The organism is Paraconexibacter antarcticus, from assembly GCF_024220175.1.
GTDB lineage: Bacteria > Actinomycetota > Thermoleophilia > Solirubrobacterales > Solirubrobacteraceae > Paraconexibacter > Paraconexibacter antarcticus.
Window position 1 is genome coordinate 807,181 of record NZ_CP098502.1, and the last position, 17,068, is coordinate 824,248.

The following is a 17,068-nucleotide window of genomic DNA, read 5'->3' on the forward strand; positions in this document are numbered from 1 at the left end:
GCCGCGCGCCTAGCGTGCGAAACGCCCGTCCGGGCGGTTCGCCGTAGGCTGTGGGGTCCGATGAACTGGACCGTCGACATCCCCGCGGACAGCCTGCCCTCGCTGCCGCCTCTGCCCTCCGCCCTGCGGGCCGCCCTCGACGACGCGCTGTCGCGCCCGGCGGTGCAGCAGCCGAACTGGCCGGACCCCGAGTACGTCACCCGCGTGCGGTCCCTGCTCGAGGCCGTCCCGCCGATCACGGTCCCCGACGAGGTCGACCGCCTGCAGACGCGCCTCGGCGCCGTCGCGCGCGGCGAGGCCTTCCTCCTGCAGGGCGGCGACTGCGCGGAGACCTTCGTCGACAACACCGAGGAGCACCTGCGCGGGACGATCCGCACGCTGCTCCAGATGGCCGTCGTCCTGACCTACGGCGCCGCGACGCCCGTCGTGAAGGTCGGCCGGATCGCCGGCCAGTACGCGAAGCCGCGCAGCTCCGACGTCGACGCGCTCGGCCTGCCCTCCTACCGCGGCGACATGGTCAACGCCTTCGAGGCGACGCCGGAGGCCCGCCGCCCCGACCCGGGCCGCCTCCTGCGCGCCTACGCGAACGCCGCCGCCGCGATGAACCTCACGCGCGCGATCACCGGCGCTGGGCTCGCCGACCTGCACCACGTCCACGAGTGGAACATGGACTTCGTCTCGCAGTCCAACGCGGGCGAGCGCTACGAGCAGGTCGCGCGCGAGATCGACCGCGGCCTGCGCTTCATGACCGCCTGCGGGGTCGACGACGCCTCGCTGCGGACGGTCGAGATGTACTGCAGCCACGAGATGCTCGTCCTCGACTACGAGCGCGCGATGCTCCGCCTCCAGGGCGACCGGCTCTACGACCTCTCCGCCCACCAGCTCTGGATCGGCGACCGCACGCGTCAGCTCGACGGTGCGCACGTCGCGCTCGCCGCGCTCATCGCCAACCCGGTCGGCGTGAAGATCGGCCCGAAGACGACGCCGGAGGACGCGGTCGCCCTCCTTGAGCGCCTGGACGCCGATCGCATCGACGGCCGCGTGACGCTCGTCGCGCGCATGGGCAACGAGCGCGTCCGCGAGCAGCTGCCCCCGATCGTCGCCGCCGTCCGCGAGAGCGGCCACCTGCCGGTGTGGCAGTGCGACCCGATGCACGGCAACACCGAGGAGTCCCCGAGCGGGTACAAGACCCGCGACTTCGAGCGCGTCGTCGACGAGGTGAAGGGCTTCTTCGAGGTCCACCACGAGCTCGGCACGCACCCGGGCGGCATCCACGTCGAGCACACAGGGGAGGACGTCACCGAGTGCATCGGCGGCGCGCAGAACATCCTCCACGACGAGCTCGGCTCCCGCTACGAGACGGCGTGCGACCCGCGGCTGAACACGCAGCAGTCGCTCGAGCTCTCGTTCCTCGTCGCGGAGATGCTCCGCGGCGCGCCGGTCGCGAAGGCCTGACCGCCGCCGCCGGCGCCGCCGCCGCCCTCAGGCGGTGAGCGGCCCGCGGCGGCCGAGCATCGCCCGTCCGGCGACGACGAGCTTGCGGCGGGTGGGGACGACGACCCGGCCCGCCTCCCCGCGGGCCGTCTGGGCCTCCAGGCCCCGCAGGATCTCGCGGTACATGACGGCGGCCGCGCGGATCGCGGGCCGGCCGGCGGCGAGCGCGTCGACCCCGGCGAGGCCCTCCGCGTAGCGGGCGTCGGCCCGGGCGATCTGGTCGCGCAGGAGCGCGGCGCGCGCGCCGGGGACGGGCGGGCCGTGCGCCGCGACCGCCTCGGCGGAGACATAGCAGCGCCCGGCGGCCGCGTCCTCGTCGAGGTCGCGGAGGATGTTCGTCCGCTGCATCGCGATGCCGAGAGCGGCGGCGGCCCGCTCGGCCGCACCGACGTCGGCGCCCGGCCGCAGCCCGAGCAGCGAGGTCATGAGCAGGCCGACGGTCCCCGCGACCTGATGGCAGTAGCGGTCGACGTCCGCCTCGGTCGCGGGCGGGCGGTGGTCCAGGTCGGCGCGCATGCCCGCGCAGAAGTCGAGGACGGCCTGGCGCGGGACGGGATGGCGCGTCGCGAGGTCGGCGAGGATCTCGGCCTCGGGGCCGAGGGCCGTCCAGCCCGACGCCCACGCCTCGACCGCCTCCACGCGTGCGGCCGCGTGCGGATGCGCGTCGTCGACGAGGTCGTCGAGCGTGCGGAGCACGAGGTAGAGGAGGTAGACGTCGTCGCGCAGCTCGCGCGGCAGCAGCCGGGCGGCGAGTGCGAACGTCCGGCCGGCGCGACGCGTCGTCGTCCGGGCCTCGGCGACGCGGCCCGGCTCCTCGTCAGCGCGTAGCAGCATCGGCGACCTGGGGGCGGGGGCGGGACGCGGGGCGGTGGTCCTCCCCGACGAGGCCGGCGGTGATCTCGGCGCCGAGCAGGACGCCGGGGATGCCGGCGCCGGGGTGCGTCCCGCCGCCGACGCGGTACAGGCCGCGCACGCGCGGGTCGCGGTTCGGCGGTCGCAGCGCGGCGGACTGGTGGAGCGTCGGCTCGAGCGCGAAGGCGTTGCCGTCCGTCGCGCCGAGCTCGTCGGCGAAGTCCTGCGGTGTCATGCGGTGCTCGACCCGGATGCTCGCGTCCAGGCCGGTGAGGCCGAAGGTGCTCTCGAGGTCGCGGACGAGCGCGTCGCGCAGCCGGCCCGACTCGGCCGACCAGTCGATGCCGCTGCGGAGGTTCGGGACGGGGAGCAGGAAGCACAGCGAGTCGCCGCCCGCGGGCGCCATCCCGGGCTCGGTGCGGACCGGGGCGTGGACGTAGGTCGAGAACGTCGGCGCGATCCGCCCGCGCCGCGTGACGTCGCGGATGAAGCGCCGGTACCCGGTCCCGACGAGGAGCGTGTGGTGCAGGAGCTCGGGCTGGATGCGGTCGGTCCCGAGGTAGAGGAGGAAGCACGACATCGTCGGCTTCAGCGGGCGCCGCAGCCGCCGCGGCGGGGTGTCGAGGAGCGCGTCGACCTGCAGGACGTCGCCGTTGTGGACGACGGCGTCCGCCGGGACGTGCTCGCCGCCCGCGGTCCGCACGCCGGTGACGCGCCCGTGCGCGGTCTCGATCCGCGTGACGCGGTGGTTCGCGCCGCTGTGCACGTCGAGGGGCCGCGCCATCGCCTCGACGAGCGAGTAGACGCCGCCGTCGGTGTACCAGACGCCGTCGAGGAACTGGAGGTAGACGAGGGCGCCGTAGATCGCCGGCACGCGGAACGGGTCGCCGCCGATGAAGAGCGAGTGGAAGCTGAAGGCCTCGCGGATCCGCTCGTCCCTGAAGAAGCGGCTCGTCGCCGTCCACAGCGGGAGGGCCGCGCCGAGCCGGGCCATCTTCGGCGTGAAGCGGACGAGGTCGGCGAGGCTCGAGAACTCCCGGCGGCCCGCGCCGAGGATGCCCTCGCGGTAGATCTCGCCCATCGACGCCATGTACCGCGGGAAGGCCCGCGCGTCGCGCTCGCTGAAGCGGGCGATCTGCTCGCGCATCGCGTCCTCGTCGCGGACGAAGTCGAGGTGGTGCTCGGTCGCCGGGTCGGCCCAGTGGATGCGGTAGAAGGGGTCGAGCTCGCGCAGGCGGACCTCGCGGTGGAGGTCCAGGCCACCGGCGGCGAACGTCTCCTCCAGGACCCACGGCATCGTCACGAGCGACGGGCCGGTGTCCCACGTGAAGCCGCCGTCGGAGATCTGGTGCGCGCGGCCGCCGGGCCGGTCGCGCTGGTCGAGGACGACGACGTCGTGCCCAGCGCCCTGCAGGCGCAGCGCGCAGCCGAGCCCGCCGAGGCCGGCACCGATGACGACGACGCGGCTCACGACGCCTGGAGGTGGTCGGGGGCGAGGGCGGCGGCGCTCGGGGCGCCGGCGGCCCACACGGCGATCCGCAGCTGCTCGATGACCGTCGCCACCGCCGCGGCGGCGCGGTCCTCCTGCGCGGCGAGCAGGAGCTGGCGGGCGAGACCGGCGGCGACGGCGCCGAGGGCCAGGCACTTGGCCGCCTCGACGCCGTCGCGCACCCCGCCGGAGGCGATGACCGGCAGTGCGGGGGCGGCGGCGACCGCGCCGCGCACGGCGTCGGCGGTCGGCACGCCCCAGTCGGCGAAGGCGGCGGCGACGGCCTGGGCCCCCGGGTCGCGCTGCCCCTCGACGAGCGCCCAGTTCGTGCCGCCCGCGCCCGCGACGTCGACGGCGGCGACGCCCGCCGCGGCGAGCAGCGCGACGTCCTCCGGGTCCATGCCGAAGCCGACCTCCTTGACGACGACGGGCAGCGGATGCAGGTCGGCGACGGCGCGGGCGATGTCGTCGAGCGCGCGCGCGGAGACGGGCTCGCCCTCGGGCTGGACCGCCTCCTGGATCGGGTTCAGGTGGATGGAGAGCCCGTCGGCGTCGAGGAGGTCGACGATGCGCCGGGCGGCGTCGCGATCCTGGAGCTGGCTGCTCCCGAGGTTCGCGAGCAGCAGCGGCGGGCGCGCGGCGGAGCGGTAGGTGCCGAGCAGGCCCGCGTCCTGCAGGAGGGCGCGGCCGGACCCGAGCGTCAGCCCGATGCCGTGCTCGGCGGCGGCCTCGGCGAGGCGCATGTTCACGCGGCCCGCCTCGGGCGTGCCGCCCGTCATGGCGCTCACGAACAGCGGCGCCGCGAGCGTCTGGCCGAAGAGCGTCGTCGCGAGCGAGACGTCGGCGAGGTCTCGCCCGGGAAGCGCGCGATGGCGCAGGCGCAGCGCGTCGAGACCCGCGCCACGCGTGTGCAGGACGCCGGGCTGCGCGGCGATCCGGAGGTGGTCGGCCTTGCGGCCGGGGAGGGAGGCGAGCTCGGTCACGTGCGGGGGATACGGACGACGGCCGCCGGCGGTTCGCCGCCCATGCTGCGCCGGTGCCCGGATGACGCCCGGCCGTGTGCCGTCGCGGACCCCGGGTAGCCGGTCCGCAGACCACCACCCCGAATCAGGAGGAACGTCCGATGATCAACGGCATCTCCGCCGTCTGGCTGCCCGTCTCCGACATGGACCGCGCCGTCGACTTCTACGAGCAGAAGCTCGGCCTCACCGTGAAGGAACGGCAGCCCGAGTGGAGCGAGCTCGAGCTCGACGGCCAGTGCATCGGCCTCAACGGGCGTCCGGAGGAGACGGCAGGCGGCGACGGCGGGGCGCTCATCGCGTTCTCGGCGGGCGACAGCATCGAGGCCGAGGTCGAGCGCCTCAAGGGCGAGGGCGTCGAGTTCTCCGGCGGCATCTCCGACCACCCGTGGGGCCGGATCGTCCCGTTCAAGGACCCCGACGGGAACGACCTGCAGCTCTTCGCGCCGCCGGCCTGACCACGGCGGGCGGCCTGGCCTCGGCCTCGGCGGCGGCACGTCCGCCCGCCCGGGCCCGAGGCCGCGGAGGCCCCGGCGTCACCGCCGCTCGGCGAGGCGCTGGAGCGCCCGCGCCACACGGGACGGCGGCCCGGTCGCCTCGCGGTCGGGCTGGACCTGCAGCGCGTTGAGCGTCATCGCGAGCATCTCGTAGTGGCCGATGAGCAGCGGCAGCTCGATGAGCTCGCGCTCGCCGAGCTCCGCGGCGAGCGCCGCCCAGAGCGCGTCGTCGATCGTCCGCGCGTCGGCGTGCAGCGCGTCGGCCGCGCGGAGCAGCAGCGCCTGGCGCGGCGTCCAGCCCGCCGCGCCCGGGCCGTCGCCGGCGCGCGCGATCTGCTCCGCCGTGAGCCCGGCGAGCGCGCCGAGGCGGCGGTGGTGGCGGGCCTCGTACTCGCAGTGGCAGTTGTGGGCGACGCGGAGGATGACGAGCTCGGCGTCGGCGCGCGGGAGGACGCCGCCGGGCATGAGCGCGCCGGCGAAGGCGAGCCAGCGGCGGAAGAGGCCGCGGTGGCGCGCGAGCGTCGTGAAGACGTGCGGCGGCGGGCCGCCGGCGGCGACGCCGAGGACGCGGGTGATCGCGTCGTTGACGAGGCCGATGTCGGCGCGGCGGCCGGGCGGGATGCGCGGGCCGCTCATCGCATGCCCTCGGCGCGGGCCTTCGCGACCTGCCGGGAGAGGGTCCGGTTCATCGTCCGCATGACGAGCTCGTACGCGACGGGCAGGCGCTGGGCCCAGAAGTGACCGAAGCGGATGTCGGGCGAGGTGTAGACCATGTACCGCCCCTTGCGCACCCCGGCGAGGATGCACGCCGCGGCGTGCTCGGGGGTGACGGCGCGGCGCTCGAAGTGGTGGACGAGGCGCTTGATGCGCGGATGCTCGCGGTTGACGCCGACGATGTCGACCGTGCCGACGAGCGGGGTCGCGACGCCGCCGGGACAGACGAGGCTCACGCCGATGCCGTGCTCGCGCAGGTCGAAGCGCAGCACCTCGGAGACGCCGCGCAGGCCGAACTTCGTCGCGCTGTAGGCGGCGTGCCACGGCAGGCCGAAGAGCCCCGCCGCGGACGAGACGTTCACGAGGTGCCCGCCGCGGCCGGCCGCCATCATCGGCGGGACGAAGCACTCGATGACGTGGATCGGGCCCATGAGGTTCACGTCGACCAGCCGCCGCCAGTGCTCGTGGGTGAGGCGGTCGACGGAGCCCCAGGTCGAGATGCCGGCGACGTTCATGACGACGTCCATCGACCCGTGGGCGGCGTGGATCTGCGCGGCGAGGGCGACGACGGCGTCGTGGTCGGAGACGTCGGCGGCGGTGGCGGTGAGGACGGTCCCGCCGGCCGCGCGGATCTCGCCGGCGACCGCGTCGAGCGCCTCGGCGCGCAGGTCGGTGAGGTGCAGCCGCGCGCCGCGCCGGCCGGCCGCGACCGCCGTCGCACGGCCGATCCCGCTCGCGGCTCCCGTGATGAGCACGTGCTTGCCTGAGATGTCGACGCCGGCCACGAGCCGGACTCTACCTTCGGCGAACGCCGACGTACATCGATGGCTCCCAGCACCCACCGTCGCCGAGTGACACTTCACGCAGGACAGGTCTGCGCAGATTGTCAGTGGGCGCGCCGGGGCGGGGCGCCCACCCGCCGAGTGACAGTTCACGCAGGACAGGTCTGCGCAGGTTGTCATTCGGCGCGCCGGGGCGGGGGTCGGCCGGCGCGCCGAGCGCCCGGGCGGGGGCGCGTCGCCGGAAGCTCCCCGCGCCGGTCAGGGCGCGACGAGGCGGGTGCGCAGCCGCTCGAGCGTCTCCTCGCCGGCCCCCTGCGCGCGCAGCCAACTCTCGGCGCCGCCCGCCGCCCGCAGCGTCGCGAGCACCTCCGTGATCGCCGCCGCGGGGGCGTCGAGGATCTCGGGGCGGCGCTCGAGCAGCCGCTGCATGAGGTCCTCCTGGCCGCGGAACGTCCCCGCGGCCTGGAAGCGCTCGACGACGCCGGTCATGTTGCCCTGGGTGACGGCGTAGTCGGCGACGATCTCCTCCTCGGCGACGCCGACGGCGGCGAGCAGCACGGCGATGGCGACGCCCGTGCGGTCCTTCCCCGCGGCACAGTGCACGAGCACCGGCCCGGGGCCGTCGGCGGCGAGCGCGGCGATCGTCGCGAACCTCGGGCCGGCGTCGGCGAGCATCGCGAGGTAGAGCGTGACGAGGCCGCTGCCGGCCGCGGAGGAGAGCAGGTGGTCGAGGCTCGCGTCGGCCGAGAGGGGCACCTGGTGCACGGCCGCGCCGGGGATCGCGAGCGGGTGCTCGCCGTTGCCCTCCCGCGCCGAGCGCAGGTCGACGATCGTGCGCGGCGGCCACGCCCCGAGGCCCGGGGCGGCGTCGCCGGCGTACGGGGCGTCGCTCCGCAGCAGCACCCCGGCCCGGATCGTGCCGCCGTCGGCGAGGCGGAGGCCGCCGACGTCGCGGACGTTGCTCATGGACGTCATGACCGGACGCAGGATACGGCCGGCGCGCCAGGCGGTGTCATCGCGGTGTGGATGCTCCGGTGGCGTTTCGGCCGGCGGGAGCCCGTCCACGCCCAGATGATCACGCGCGTACATTTCAGCGCGCACGCGGCGCCCGCCGCTTGTGTCCCGCCGACGATCCGGACTAGGGTCGCTGGCATGGTCGAACGCGCCGCGCAACCCACGATCTCGGTCCTCCGGCGGCGGCTGATGCAGGCTGCGCGCGCGATGACGACGCCGCTGGCGCCGGACGACTACCTCGGGCTGCTGAACCCGGCGTGGTCGGCGCGGGAGCTCACCGGGCGGATCGTCCGGATCAAGCCGGAGACCGAGGACGCCTCGACCGTCGTCGTCAAGCCGAGCTTCCCGTGGCCCGGGCACCGACCGGGTCAGTACCTGCGCATCGGGGTCGAGCTCGACGGGATCCGCCACTGGCGCGCGTACTCCCTCACGTCCGATCCCGACCACCCCGAGGGGCTCGTGTCGATCACCGTCAAGCACGTGCCGGAGGGGCGCATGTCGCCCTTCTTCACGCGGCGGGCCGAGCCGGGGCAGATGGTCTACCTCGGCGAGGTCGAGGGCGAGTTCCGCCTGCCCAAGCCGCTGCCGGAGCGGGCGATCTTCATCAGCGCCGGGTCGGGGGTGACGCCGATCTGGGCGATGATCCGCGAGCTCGAGCGGCGCGGCGCGCTGAACGACGTCCTCCACGTCCACTGCGCGCGCGAGCCGGACAAGGTCATCTTCGGCCCGGACCTGCGGCGCATGGACCGCACCTACGACGGCTACACCCTCCACGAGCACCTCACCGGTCAGGTGCCGCGCATCACCCCGGAGTCCCTCGCCGCGATCTGCCCCGACTGGGCCGACCGCGAGACCTTCCTCTCCGGGCCGCGCGAGATGATGGACATGTTCGAGGAGCACTGGGAGGCGCACGGCGATCCCGACCGCCTCCACACCGAGCGCTTCCAGCCGGTCATCGGCACCGGCGACCAGGAGGTCGGGACGGGCGGGACCGTCCGCTTCCGCGTCACCGACGTCGACGCCGAGTGCGGGGTCGGCGTGTCGATCCTCGTCGGCGGGGAGGAGGCCGGGGCGCTGCTGCCGTACGGCTGCCGCCTCGGCATCTGCCACACCTGCGTGGGGAAGCTGCACTCCGGGCAGGTGAGGGATCTGCGCACCGGGGAGGTCCACGGAGAGCAGGGTCAGACCGTCCGCACGTGCGTCAACGCGCCCGAAGGTCACGTCGAGATCGAACTCTAGGAACGACACCGCATGCCTGCCGCCACCACGTACACGAGCGCCGACCCGCAGCATCCGCTGCACCGGCTGACCCCCGAGCAGATCGACGAGATCGGCGAGGCCTTCCAGGCGATTCACGACGAGGTCCGCGCCGACCTCGGGGAGCGCGACGCGGAGTACATCCGCTCGATCATCCAGTTCCACCGGCGCCTGGCCGCGCTCTCGCGGATCGTCCTCATGGCCTCGCGCTATCCGCCGGCGTGGGTCCTCGGGACGACCGGCCTGTCGGTCGCGAAGATCCTCGAGAACATGGAGATCGGCCACAACGTCCTGCACGGCCAGTGGGACTGGATGAACGACCCGAACATCCACTCCTCGACGTGGGACTGGGACACGGCGTCGACGTCCGCCTCGTGGAAGCACTCCCACAACTACCTGCACCACACGTACACAAACGTCGTCGGCAAGGACAAGGACGTCGGCTACGAGATCATGCGGGTGGACCCCAAGCAGGAGTGGGAGCCGCGCTTCCTCGCGCAGCCGCTCATCAACGTCCTGCTCATGCTCCTGTTCGAGTGGGGGGTCGCCTTCCACGACATGGACATCGAGGCGATCCGCAAGGGCGAGAAGCCGATCAGCGCGCTGAAGGAGGACCTGAAGGGCGTCGCGCAGAAGGGCGGCCGCCAGATCCTCAAGGACTACATCGCCTTCCCGCTGCTGTCCGGCCGCAAGGGCTTCAAGGCGACCCTCGCCGCGAACGCCACCGCGAACCTCGTCCGCAACATCTGGTCCAACGCGATCATCTTCTGCGGGCACTTCCCCGACCAGGCGTACACGTTCACCGAGGAGGAGGCGGCCGACGAGTCGCAGGGCGCGTGGTACATCCGCCAGCTCATCGGCGCCGCCAACATCGAGGGCAGCGACACCTTCCACCTCATGAGCGGCAACCTCAGCTACCAGGTGGAGCACCACCTCTTCCCGGACATGCCGAGCTCCCGGTACAAGGAGATCGCGCCGAAGGTGAAGGCCATCTGCGAGAAGTACGAGCTGCCCTACAACACCGGCCCGTTCCTCCAGCAGTGGCTCATGGTGCAGCGGACGATCCTCCGCCTCGCGTTCCCGGGCGGGTCCCCGCGGCCGAAGGCGCCGCCGTACGTCGCCCCGCCGGAGACGCACCGGCAGGTGCCGGTCGTGCACTCGGTGCAGGGGCCGATCCCGGCGTTCCCGTAGGCCGGGGCGTCTCCCCGGCCTGCCGCAGCTTCGGCCTCGGCGTCCCGGCGTCCCGGCGTCCCGGCGCCGCCGCGCCCCGGCGCCTTCAGGCGAGCGCCGCCATGCGCTCCTCGGCGCTGCCCTCGGCGGTGGCCGCGGGAGCGGCCGCCGGTGCCTCCTCCGGGAGGAAGGACGCGGCGAGCCGGATGAGGAGCCCGGCGCAGGCGATGCTCACCAGGGTGCAGAGGGTGACGATCGTCTTGTTCGTGTTCTGCGCGTGGATCGCGACGATGACCGCCGCGCCGGCGCCGAAGTTCGCCCCGAAGAACGTCACGGGGAAGATGACGAAGATCCCCATGAGGTCGAGGGGGCCGCGGGCCCGGGCGCGGAGCCGCGCCGCCGCGATGCCGAAGCACATGACCTGCGCGGTCTCGAGGACGCCGATGACGATCGGGTACTGGAGGACGCGGAAGACGTGCGGGCCCCAGTACGTGTAGGTGCCGGCGTTGATCCCGATCATCTCGAACGTGCACGACATGAGGAACTCGACCGCGGCGACCTTCAGCAGGCCCGAGCGCGTGAGCGTCCCCTGGCCGATCCTCCACACCATGTAGATCGCGGGCGCGCCGTAGAGGATCGCGTAGCCGCTGTGCGTCCACACGGGCTGCGGCACGTCGAACGCGGTGAAGAATGTCTGCAGGCCGTGGTCGGCGTAGAAGTAGAGCGAGAAGCCCTCGTCGTACAGCGGCTCCGCGAACGCGGCGACCATCGAGGAGAGGACGACCATGAAGTAGAACGGCGTCCGCTCCTTGCGCCCCATCTGGATCGCGACGGCGAGCAGGACGAACGTCAGCCCCCAGCTCGCGTAGGTGAACACGTCCTGACCCGTCTGGTTGAGGTGGTGGTGGATCGGAGCCGAGGCCATGCTCGCGACGCTCGCAGCGCGGGGGCGTCGGGACGACCCACCGGCGCGGGAGTTTCCTGCGCGTTGGGGGGAGGCGGCCGCCGTCTCCCCCCAAGGTGCACGCGCCTGCGTCGCCGGGAGGACGACCCGGAGCCGGGGCGGTCGTAGCGTCGGCGCATGGCCTTCATCGACCAGGTGGACCCGAACGCGCCGACCCGCGCGGTGAACCACCTCGCGCAGACGATCGAGACCGCGGCGTGCTGGGGCATCGCCGCCGTCCTCATCGTCTACGTCTTCCGGCTGTCCCGCCGGCAGGGGACCTGGCTGCCGCTCGCGCTCCCGCTCGCCGCCGCGCTGAACAGCTTCGGCGAGCCGCTCTTCGACCGCGGCTACCACCTGTTCTGGTACGCGCCCGGCCAATGGACCCTCGTCAGCACCTTCGGCTTCCCGCAGCCGGTCTGGGTCATGAGCGCGTACATCATCGTCTACGCGATCCCCGGCCTCGTCGTCATGCAGAAGGTGCGGGACGGCGTGTCGCGGCAGTGGATCTTCAAGGCGTTCGGCGTCATCTCGCTCGCCGTGGCGACGTGGGAGTCCCTCGCGATCTACGCCGGCACCTACACGTACTACGGCGACCACCCGTTCCGCGCGGGCGAGTACCCCGCGTGGCTCGGGGTCATGGAGGGCGCGCACATCACCGTGTGGGCGGTCCTCGTCGGCGTGCTCGCGCCGGTCATCGCGAAGGGCCCGCGCGTCCTGCTCGCCGTGCCGCTCTTCGCGGTGGCCTTCGCGACGGTCATGTACGGCGCGGGCCTGCCGGGCCTGGCGGTGACGAACGCGCACCCGATGCCGACGGCGGGGCTCTACCTCGGCGCGACCGCGAGCATGGCCCTCGCCGCCGTCATGGTGTGGCTCGTCGCGCAGCTGCTGCCCTCCGAGCGAGGCGCCGCGCGCGACGTCCCGGCGCTCCTGCGCCACCTGGCGGACCGGCTGAGCGCCGGCGCGCCCGCCGCCCCCGCGGCCGCCCCGGGTGCCGCGCCCGCGCCCGTCGCACCCGCGCCCGCCGCACCCGCGCCCGCCACGCCCGCGCCGGAGCCCCCGCTAGCCGCCCACTGAGCCGCCCACTCGGCGGCGTGCGGCCTCGTGGGGGATATGCCCCCACCGGACCGCACGCTGCCGTCCGTGGCGCCGGCGCAGGATGCACTAGCGTCGCGAGGCGTGCGCCTCGTCACCTACACGACCGCCGGCGGCGCCCCGCGTGCCGGCCGCCTGGAGGGGGACGCCGTCGTCCCGCTCGCCGCGCCGACGATGCTCGACTGGCTGCGCGGCGACGGGCGCGCCGACGCCGGCGAGGCCCCGGTCCCGCTGGCGGACGCCCGGCTGCTCGCGCCCGTCCCCGACCCGCCGAGCGTCCGCGACTTCTACGCGTTCGAGGGGCACGTGGCGACCGGCTGGCGGCGGCGCGGCGGCGACATCCCGCCGGCCTGGTACGACGCGCCGGTCTTCTACTTCTCGAACCCGGCGTCGATCGTCGGCCCGGGCGAGCCCGTCGCCCGCCCGGCGGCCACGCGCGAGCTCGACTTCGAGCTCGAGGTCGCCGCGGTCATCGGGGCCGGCGGCGAGATCGCGGGCTTCACGCTCATGAACGACCTCAGCGCGCGCGACGTGCAGCGCGCGGAGATGACCGTCGGGCTCGGCCCGGCGAAGGGGAAGGACTTCGCGACCGCGCTCGGGCCGTGGCTCGTCACACCGGACGAGTTGCCGCTGCGCGACGGGCGCCTGGACCTCGCGGCGACGGTGACGGTCGACGGCTACGAGGCGACGCGGACGACGGCGGCCGACATGTACTTCCCGTGGGACGCGCTCGTCGCGCAGGCCGCGCGCGACACGCGCCTGCGCCCGGGGGACGTCCTCGGCTCCGGCACGCTCGAGCGCGGCTGCCTGCTCGAGCTCGGGCCGCTGCCCGGCGGTCGCTGGCTCGAGCCCGGGGACACGGTCACGCTCGCCGCCGACGGCCTCGGCGAGCTCTCGACCCCGATCGTCTGACCCCAGGCTGCCGACGAGGTGTGACCGCTCAGACCGGCTGAGCCCGCCTGGGCGGTCACACCTCACCGCACCGGGCGCTCCAGCAGCGTCGAGAGGACGATCTGGGTCTGGGTGCGGCGGATGCCCGGTGCGTCGCGGAGGCGCTCGAGCGCCTGCTCGAGGTGCTCGGTGTCGCGCGCGTGGAGGTGGAGGATCGCGCTCGCCTCGCCGGCGACGGTGTAGGCCGCCGACACCTCGGGGTGGCGGCCCGCGGTCGCGAGGATCTCGCTGCCGGACATGTTCCCCTCGCAGAAGAGGGAGACGACGGCGTGCGTCGTCCACCCGAGCGCCACGTGGTCGAGGACCGCCGTGTAGGCGCGGATGACGCCCGCCGCCTCGAGGCGGTCGACCCGGCGCTTCACCGCCGGCGGGCTCAGGGACACCCGCGTGCCGATGTCCTGGAACGAGCGCCGCGCGTTCTCCCGGAGCAACGCAACGATCTGCTGGTCGATCTCGTCCATCTCCACCTCGAACACTCCTCCCACGCAACGGATCGCGGTTGTCAGGCCCATCAGATCAGAGAACCATTAACCACGTCCACCCACGAGGAGTCCCATGACGCCCCAGACCCTGCCGACGCCCGCGGCCGCCCCCGCGGCCGCCGACGACTTCATGCCGCTGAACGGCATCGACCACGTCGAGCTGTACGTCGGCAACGCCGCCCAGGCCGCGTACTTCTACGAGCACGCCTTCGGGTTCCGGCGCGTCGCCTACGCGGGCCTCGAGACCGGGGTGCGGGACCGCACCTCGCACGTCCTCGAGCAGGGGCGCATCCGCCTCGTCCTCACCGGGACGCTCTCCTCGCAGACGGACATCGCGCGCCACCACGCCCTCCACGGCGACGGGGTGAAGGTCATCGCCCTGAGCGTGCCGGACGTCGACCACGCCTACGCGGAGGCCGTCGCCCGCGGGGCCCGCGGCGTCCAGGCCCCGGTCGACCGCACCGACGCCGGCGGCCGTCTGCGCTACGCGAGCATCTGCGCGTACGGCGACACGCTGCACGCCTTCGTCGACCGCCACGACTACCACGGCGCCTTCGCCCCGGGCTACGTCGCCACCACCGCCGGACCCGGCACTGCGGCGCCGGGCCCGGACGGCGACGACCTCCTCCTCACGATCGACCACATCGTCGGCAACGTCGAGCTCGGCCACATGGAGGAGTGGGTCGGCTACTACGAGCGGGTCTTCGGGATGGTCGAGATGATCCACTTCTCCGACGAGGCGATCTCGACCGAGTACTCGGCGCTCATGTCGAAGGTCGTGGCCAGCGGGAACGGGCGCATCAAGTTCCCGATCAACGAGCCCGCCGAGGGACGCCGCAAGTCCCAGATCGACGAGTACCTCGACTTCTACGAGGGGGCGGGTGCGCAGCACATCGCCGTCGCGACGCGCGACATCGTCCACACCGTCGAGGCGCTCCGGGCCCGCGGCGTCGGCTTCCTCACCATCCCGGACGCGTACTACGACGACGTCGCCGAGCGGGTCCCCGCCGTCGCCGGTCAGCTCGCCGACCTGCGCGCGCAGGGGATCCTCGTCGATCACGACGACGAGGGGTACCTCCTGCAGATCTTCACGAGGCCCGTGGGGGACCGGCCGACCGTCTTCTTCGAGATCATCGAGCGCCACGGCGCGCGCGGGTTCGGCGAGGGCAACTTCAAGGCGCTCTTCGAGGCGATCGAGCGCGAGCAGGACGCGCGGGGAAACCTCTGATGCGCTACGAGACTCGCGGCGAGGTCCCGGCCAAGCGCCACGTCCAGGTCCGCCGCGACGGCCGGCTGCTCGTCGAGGAGGTCCTCGGCTTCGAGGGCTTCAGCGGCAACGAGTCGATCCTCTACCACCGCCACTCGCCGTGCCGGATCAAGGAGGTCGGCACGTTCACCCCGGTCGTCCGCGAGGAGTGGGTGCCGGACACCCACGTGCATCGCCTCACCGACACGGCCCCGATCCCGCCGGGCGGGGACTGGCTCGACGGCCGCCGCCTGCTGCAGTTCAACGGGGACATCGAGGTCTCCGTGTGCAAGCCGACCGAGCGCCGCGACGGCTTCTACCGCAACGGCGAGGGCGACGAGATCCTCTTCGTCCACCACGGCACGGGCGTCGTCGAGACGATCTTCGGGGACGTCCCCTACCGCCCGCACGACTACGTCGTCATCCCGCGCGGGACGACCTACCGCGTCGAGCCGGACCCCGGCTCCGGCCAGGTGTGGCTCTGCTTCACCACCCCCGGCGAGATCGAGACCCCCAAGCGCTACCGCAACCGCTACGGCCAGCTGCTGGAGGGCGCCCCGTACTGCCAGCGCGACTTCCACGCGCCGCGCGAGCTGCACGATCACGCCGCCGAGGACGGCCGCGAGCACGAGCTCGTCGTCCGCGTCCGCGACGGGTACCAGCGCTATGTCCTGGACCACCACCCGTTCGACGTCGTCGGCTGGGACGGCTACGTCTACCCGTACACCTTCAACACCGACGACTTCGAGCCGATCACCGGCCGCATCCACCAGCCGCCGCCCGTGCACCAGACCTTCCAGGGGCAGAACTTCGTCATCTGCTCGTTCTGCCCGCGCGAGCTCGATTACGACCCGCAGGCGATCGCGCTGCCCTACCACCACTCGAACGTCCAGTCCGAGGAGGCGATCTACTACGTCGACGGGCAGTTCGGCTCCCGCCGGGGCGTCGACGTCGGGATGATCACGCTGCACCCGAGCGGCCTGCCGCACGGCCCGCAGCCCGGGCTCGTCGAGGCGTCCCTCGGCGTCCGCCGCACGGAGGAGCTCGCGGTCATGTGGGACACCTTCCGGCCGCTGCGGCTGACGACGCTCTCGCGCGAGCACGACCAGCCCGGCTACGCGCTCTCGTGGTCGCGCGACCCGGAGACGGTGGGCTGAGCGGTGTTCGAGGAGGCCCAGCTCTACTCGCCGGTGACGCAGGACTCGGACGGCGCGGTCACCGTCCACCTCGCGGACGACCACCCCGGCGTCGCGGACCCGGTCTACCGGGCGCGGCGGGCCGCGATCGCGGCGGCGGCGCTCGCCTGGGAGGCCGGCCCACCCACTGCGCCCGTCCCGCACATCGACTACACCGAGGACGAGCAGGAGGTCTGGCGCACCGTCTGCCGCGAGCTCGCGCCCAAGCACGAGCGCTACGCGTGCCGCGCGTTCCGCGACGCCCTCGTCGCGCTCGACCTGCCGCGGGACCACATCCCGCAGCTCGCCGAGGTGACCGCCCGGCTGCAGGCGCTGAGCGGCTTCCGCTACGTCCCGGCCGCGGGGATCGTCCCGCTCGGCGACTTCTACGGCGCGCTGGCCGACCGGCGCTTCCACTCCACGCAGTACGTCCGTCACCACGCCGCGCCGCTCTACACGCCCGAGCCCGATCTCGTCCACGAGGTCATCGGGCACGGCCACCTGCTCGCCGATCCGCGCCTGGCCGAGGTCAACCGGCTCGCCGGCGAGGCCGCCCGCCGTGTCCGCACCCCCGAGGGGCTGCAGATGGTCGCCGACATCTTCTGGTTCACGATCGAGTTCGGCGTGCTCTTCGAGGACGGTGAGCTGCGGGCCTACGGGGCCGGGCTGCTCTCGTCCTACGGCGAGATCGAGGAGTTCCGCGCGGCCGACGTGCGGCCGCTCGACCTCGCCGCGATGGCGACGATCGACTACGACATCACGCACTACCAGCCGGTGCTCTTTGCGGCCGCGTCGATGGACCATCTCGTCGATACCGTCGGGGGCTTCTTCGCGACGTGCGACGACGCGACGGCCGAGCGCTTCGCGGCGACCGCCCACGCGTAGCGC

17 protein-coding genes are annotated in these 17,068 nt (G+C 73.7%); 9 read left to right on the forward strand and 8 right to left on the reverse strand.

The genetic code is table 11. From position 1 onward, the window contains the following. Positions 1-60 precede the first annotated feature (60 nt). A complete protein-coding gene (locus NBH00_RS03940) occupies positions 61-1,455 on the forward strand; it encodes a class II 3-deoxy-7-phosphoheptulonate synthase (RefSeq protein WP_254572049.1) in 1,395 nt (464 codons plus the stop codon). A 27-nt stretch (positions 1,456-1,482) separates the two neighbouring features. Here NBH00_RS03940 and NBH00_RS03945 read toward each other — a convergent pair whose 3' ends face one another. From NBH00_RS03945 to fni, 3 genes are read right to left on the reverse strand one after another with little or no spacing between them, the layout of a single operon-like run. Further along, positions 1,483-2,328: a phytoene/squalene synthase family protein gene (locus NBH00_RS03945; protein ID WP_254572050.1), complete on the reverse strand. Its 846-nt coding sequence runs from the start codon at positions 2,326-2,328 to the stop codon at positions 1,483-1,485. Further along, positions 2,312-3,817 carry a phytoene desaturase family protein gene (gene crtI / locus NBH00_RS03950; RefSeq protein WP_254572051.1) on the reverse strand — a complete coding sequence of 502 codons (1,506 nt, stop codon included), beginning with the start codon at positions 3,815-3,817 and terminating at the stop codon, positions 2,312-2,314. Before crtI ends, NBH00_RS03945 begins: the two co-directional genes overlap by 17 nt. Further along, on the reverse strand, positions 3,814-4,818 hold the full coding sequence (gene fni / locus NBH00_RS03955) for a type 2 isopentenyl-diphosphate Delta-isomerase (RefSeq protein ID WP_254572052.1): 1,005 nt from the start codon (positions 4,816-4,818) through the stop codon (positions 3,814-3,816). Before fni ends, crtI begins: the two co-directional genes overlap by 4 nt. 140 nt (positions 4,819-4,958) lie before the next feature. Between fni and NBH00_RS03960 the strand changes: the two genes are divergently transcribed. Then, a complete protein-coding gene (locus tag NBH00_RS03960; RefSeq protein WP_254572053.1) occupies positions 4,959-5,312 on the forward strand; it encodes a VOC family protein in 354 nt (117 codons plus the stop codon). A 78-nt stretch (positions 5,313-5,390) separates the two neighbouring features. Here NBH00_RS03960 and NBH00_RS03965 read toward each other — a convergent pair whose 3' ends face one another. The 3 genes from NBH00_RS03965 to NBH00_RS03975 form a co-directional block, all read right to left on the reverse strand. Continuing rightward, positions 5,391-5,987, reverse strand: a complete 597-nt coding sequence (locus NBH00_RS03965) for a carboxymuconolactone decarboxylase family protein (protein ID WP_254572054.1) — start codon at positions 5,985-5,987, stop codon at positions 5,391-5,393. Then, entirely contained in the window at positions 5,984-6,850 is an 867-nt protein-coding gene (locus NBH00_RS03970; protein WP_254572055.1) for an SDR family oxidoreductase, read from the reverse strand. The genes NBH00_RS03965 and NBH00_RS03970 overlap by 4 nt, the downstream gene beginning before the upstream one ends. Before the next feature lie 255 nt (positions 6,851-7,105). Continuing rightward, a complete protein-coding gene (locus NBH00_RS03975) occupies positions 7,106-7,822 on the reverse strand; it encodes a tyrosine-protein phosphatase (protein WP_254572056.1) in 717 nt (238 codons plus the stop codon). Positions 7,823-7,999: 177 nt separating this feature from the next. On the opposite strand from NBH00_RS03975, the gene NBH00_RS03980 reads away from it, so the two are divergent. Then, positions 8,000-9,100, forward strand: coding sequence for a ferredoxin reductase (locus NBH00_RS03980; protein WP_254572057.1), 1,101 nt, complete (start codon positions 8,000-8,002; stop codon positions 9,098-9,100). A gap of 12 nt (positions 9,101-9,112) precedes the next feature. Continuing rightward, complete coding sequence (locus tag NBH00_RS03985) at positions 9,113-10,309, forward strand: fatty acid desaturase family protein (protein WP_254572058.1); 1,197 nt, start codon at positions 9,113-9,115, stop codon at positions 10,307-10,309. A gap of 85 nt (positions 10,310-10,394) precedes the next feature. Here the strand turns inward: NBH00_RS03985 and NBH00_RS03990 are convergent, their stop codons facing one another. After that, the gene (locus NBH00_RS03990) at positions 10,395-11,213 is read right to left on the reverse strand and encodes a hypothetical protein (protein WP_254572059.1); all 819 of its coding nucleotides are present in this window, start codon (positions 11,211-11,213) and stop codon (positions 10,395-10,397) included. A 156-nt stretch (positions 11,214-11,369) separates the two neighbouring features. On the opposite strand from NBH00_RS03990, the gene NBH00_RS03995 reads away from it, so the two are divergent. After that, positions 11,370-12,308: a hypothetical protein gene (locus tag NBH00_RS03995; RefSeq protein ID WP_254572060.1), complete on the forward strand. Its 939-nt coding sequence runs from the start codon at positions 11,370-11,372 to the stop codon at positions 12,306-12,308. A gap of 102 nt (positions 12,309-12,410) precedes the next feature. Continuing rightward, on the forward strand, positions 12,411-13,238 hold the full coding sequence (locus tag NBH00_RS04000; RefSeq protein ID WP_254572061.1) for a fumarylacetoacetate hydrolase family protein: 828 nt from the start codon (positions 12,411-12,413) through the stop codon (positions 13,236-13,238). Between the two features lie 62 nt (positions 13,239-13,300). On the opposite strand, the gene NBH00_RS04005 is transcribed toward NBH00_RS04000, so the two are convergent. Beyond that, positions 13,301-13,744 carry an Lrp/AsnC family transcriptional regulator gene (locus NBH00_RS04005; protein ID WP_367401282.1) on the reverse strand — a complete coding sequence of 148 codons (444 nt, stop codon included), beginning with the start codon at positions 13,742-13,744 and terminating at the stop codon, positions 13,301-13,303. Positions 13,745-13,832: 88 nt separating this feature from the next. Here NBH00_RS04005 and hppD point away from each other — a divergent pair, with 88 nt between their 5' ends. The 3 genes from hppD to NBH00_RS04020 are packed head-to-tail and all read left to right on the forward strand — an operon-like array spanning position 13,833 to position 17,065. Then, on the forward strand, positions 13,833-14,987 hold the full coding sequence (hppD, locus tag NBH00_RS04010; RefSeq protein ID WP_254572062.1) for a 4-hydroxyphenylpyruvate dioxygenase: 1,155 nt from the start codon (positions 13,833-13,835) through the stop codon (positions 14,985-14,987). After that, complete coding sequence (locus tag NBH00_RS04015; protein ID WP_254572063.1) at positions 14,987-16,162, forward strand: homogentisate 1,2-dioxygenase; 1,176 nt, start codon at positions 14,987-14,989, stop codon at positions 16,160-16,162. Before hppD ends, NBH00_RS04015 begins: the two co-directional genes overlap by 1 nt. A 3-nt stretch (positions 16,163-16,165) precedes the next feature. Beyond that, entirely contained in the window at positions 16,166-17,065 is a 900-nt protein-coding gene (locus tag NBH00_RS04020; RefSeq protein WP_254572064.1) for a phenylalanine 4-monooxygenase, read from the forward strand. Positions 17,066-17,068 lie beyond the last annotated feature (3 nt).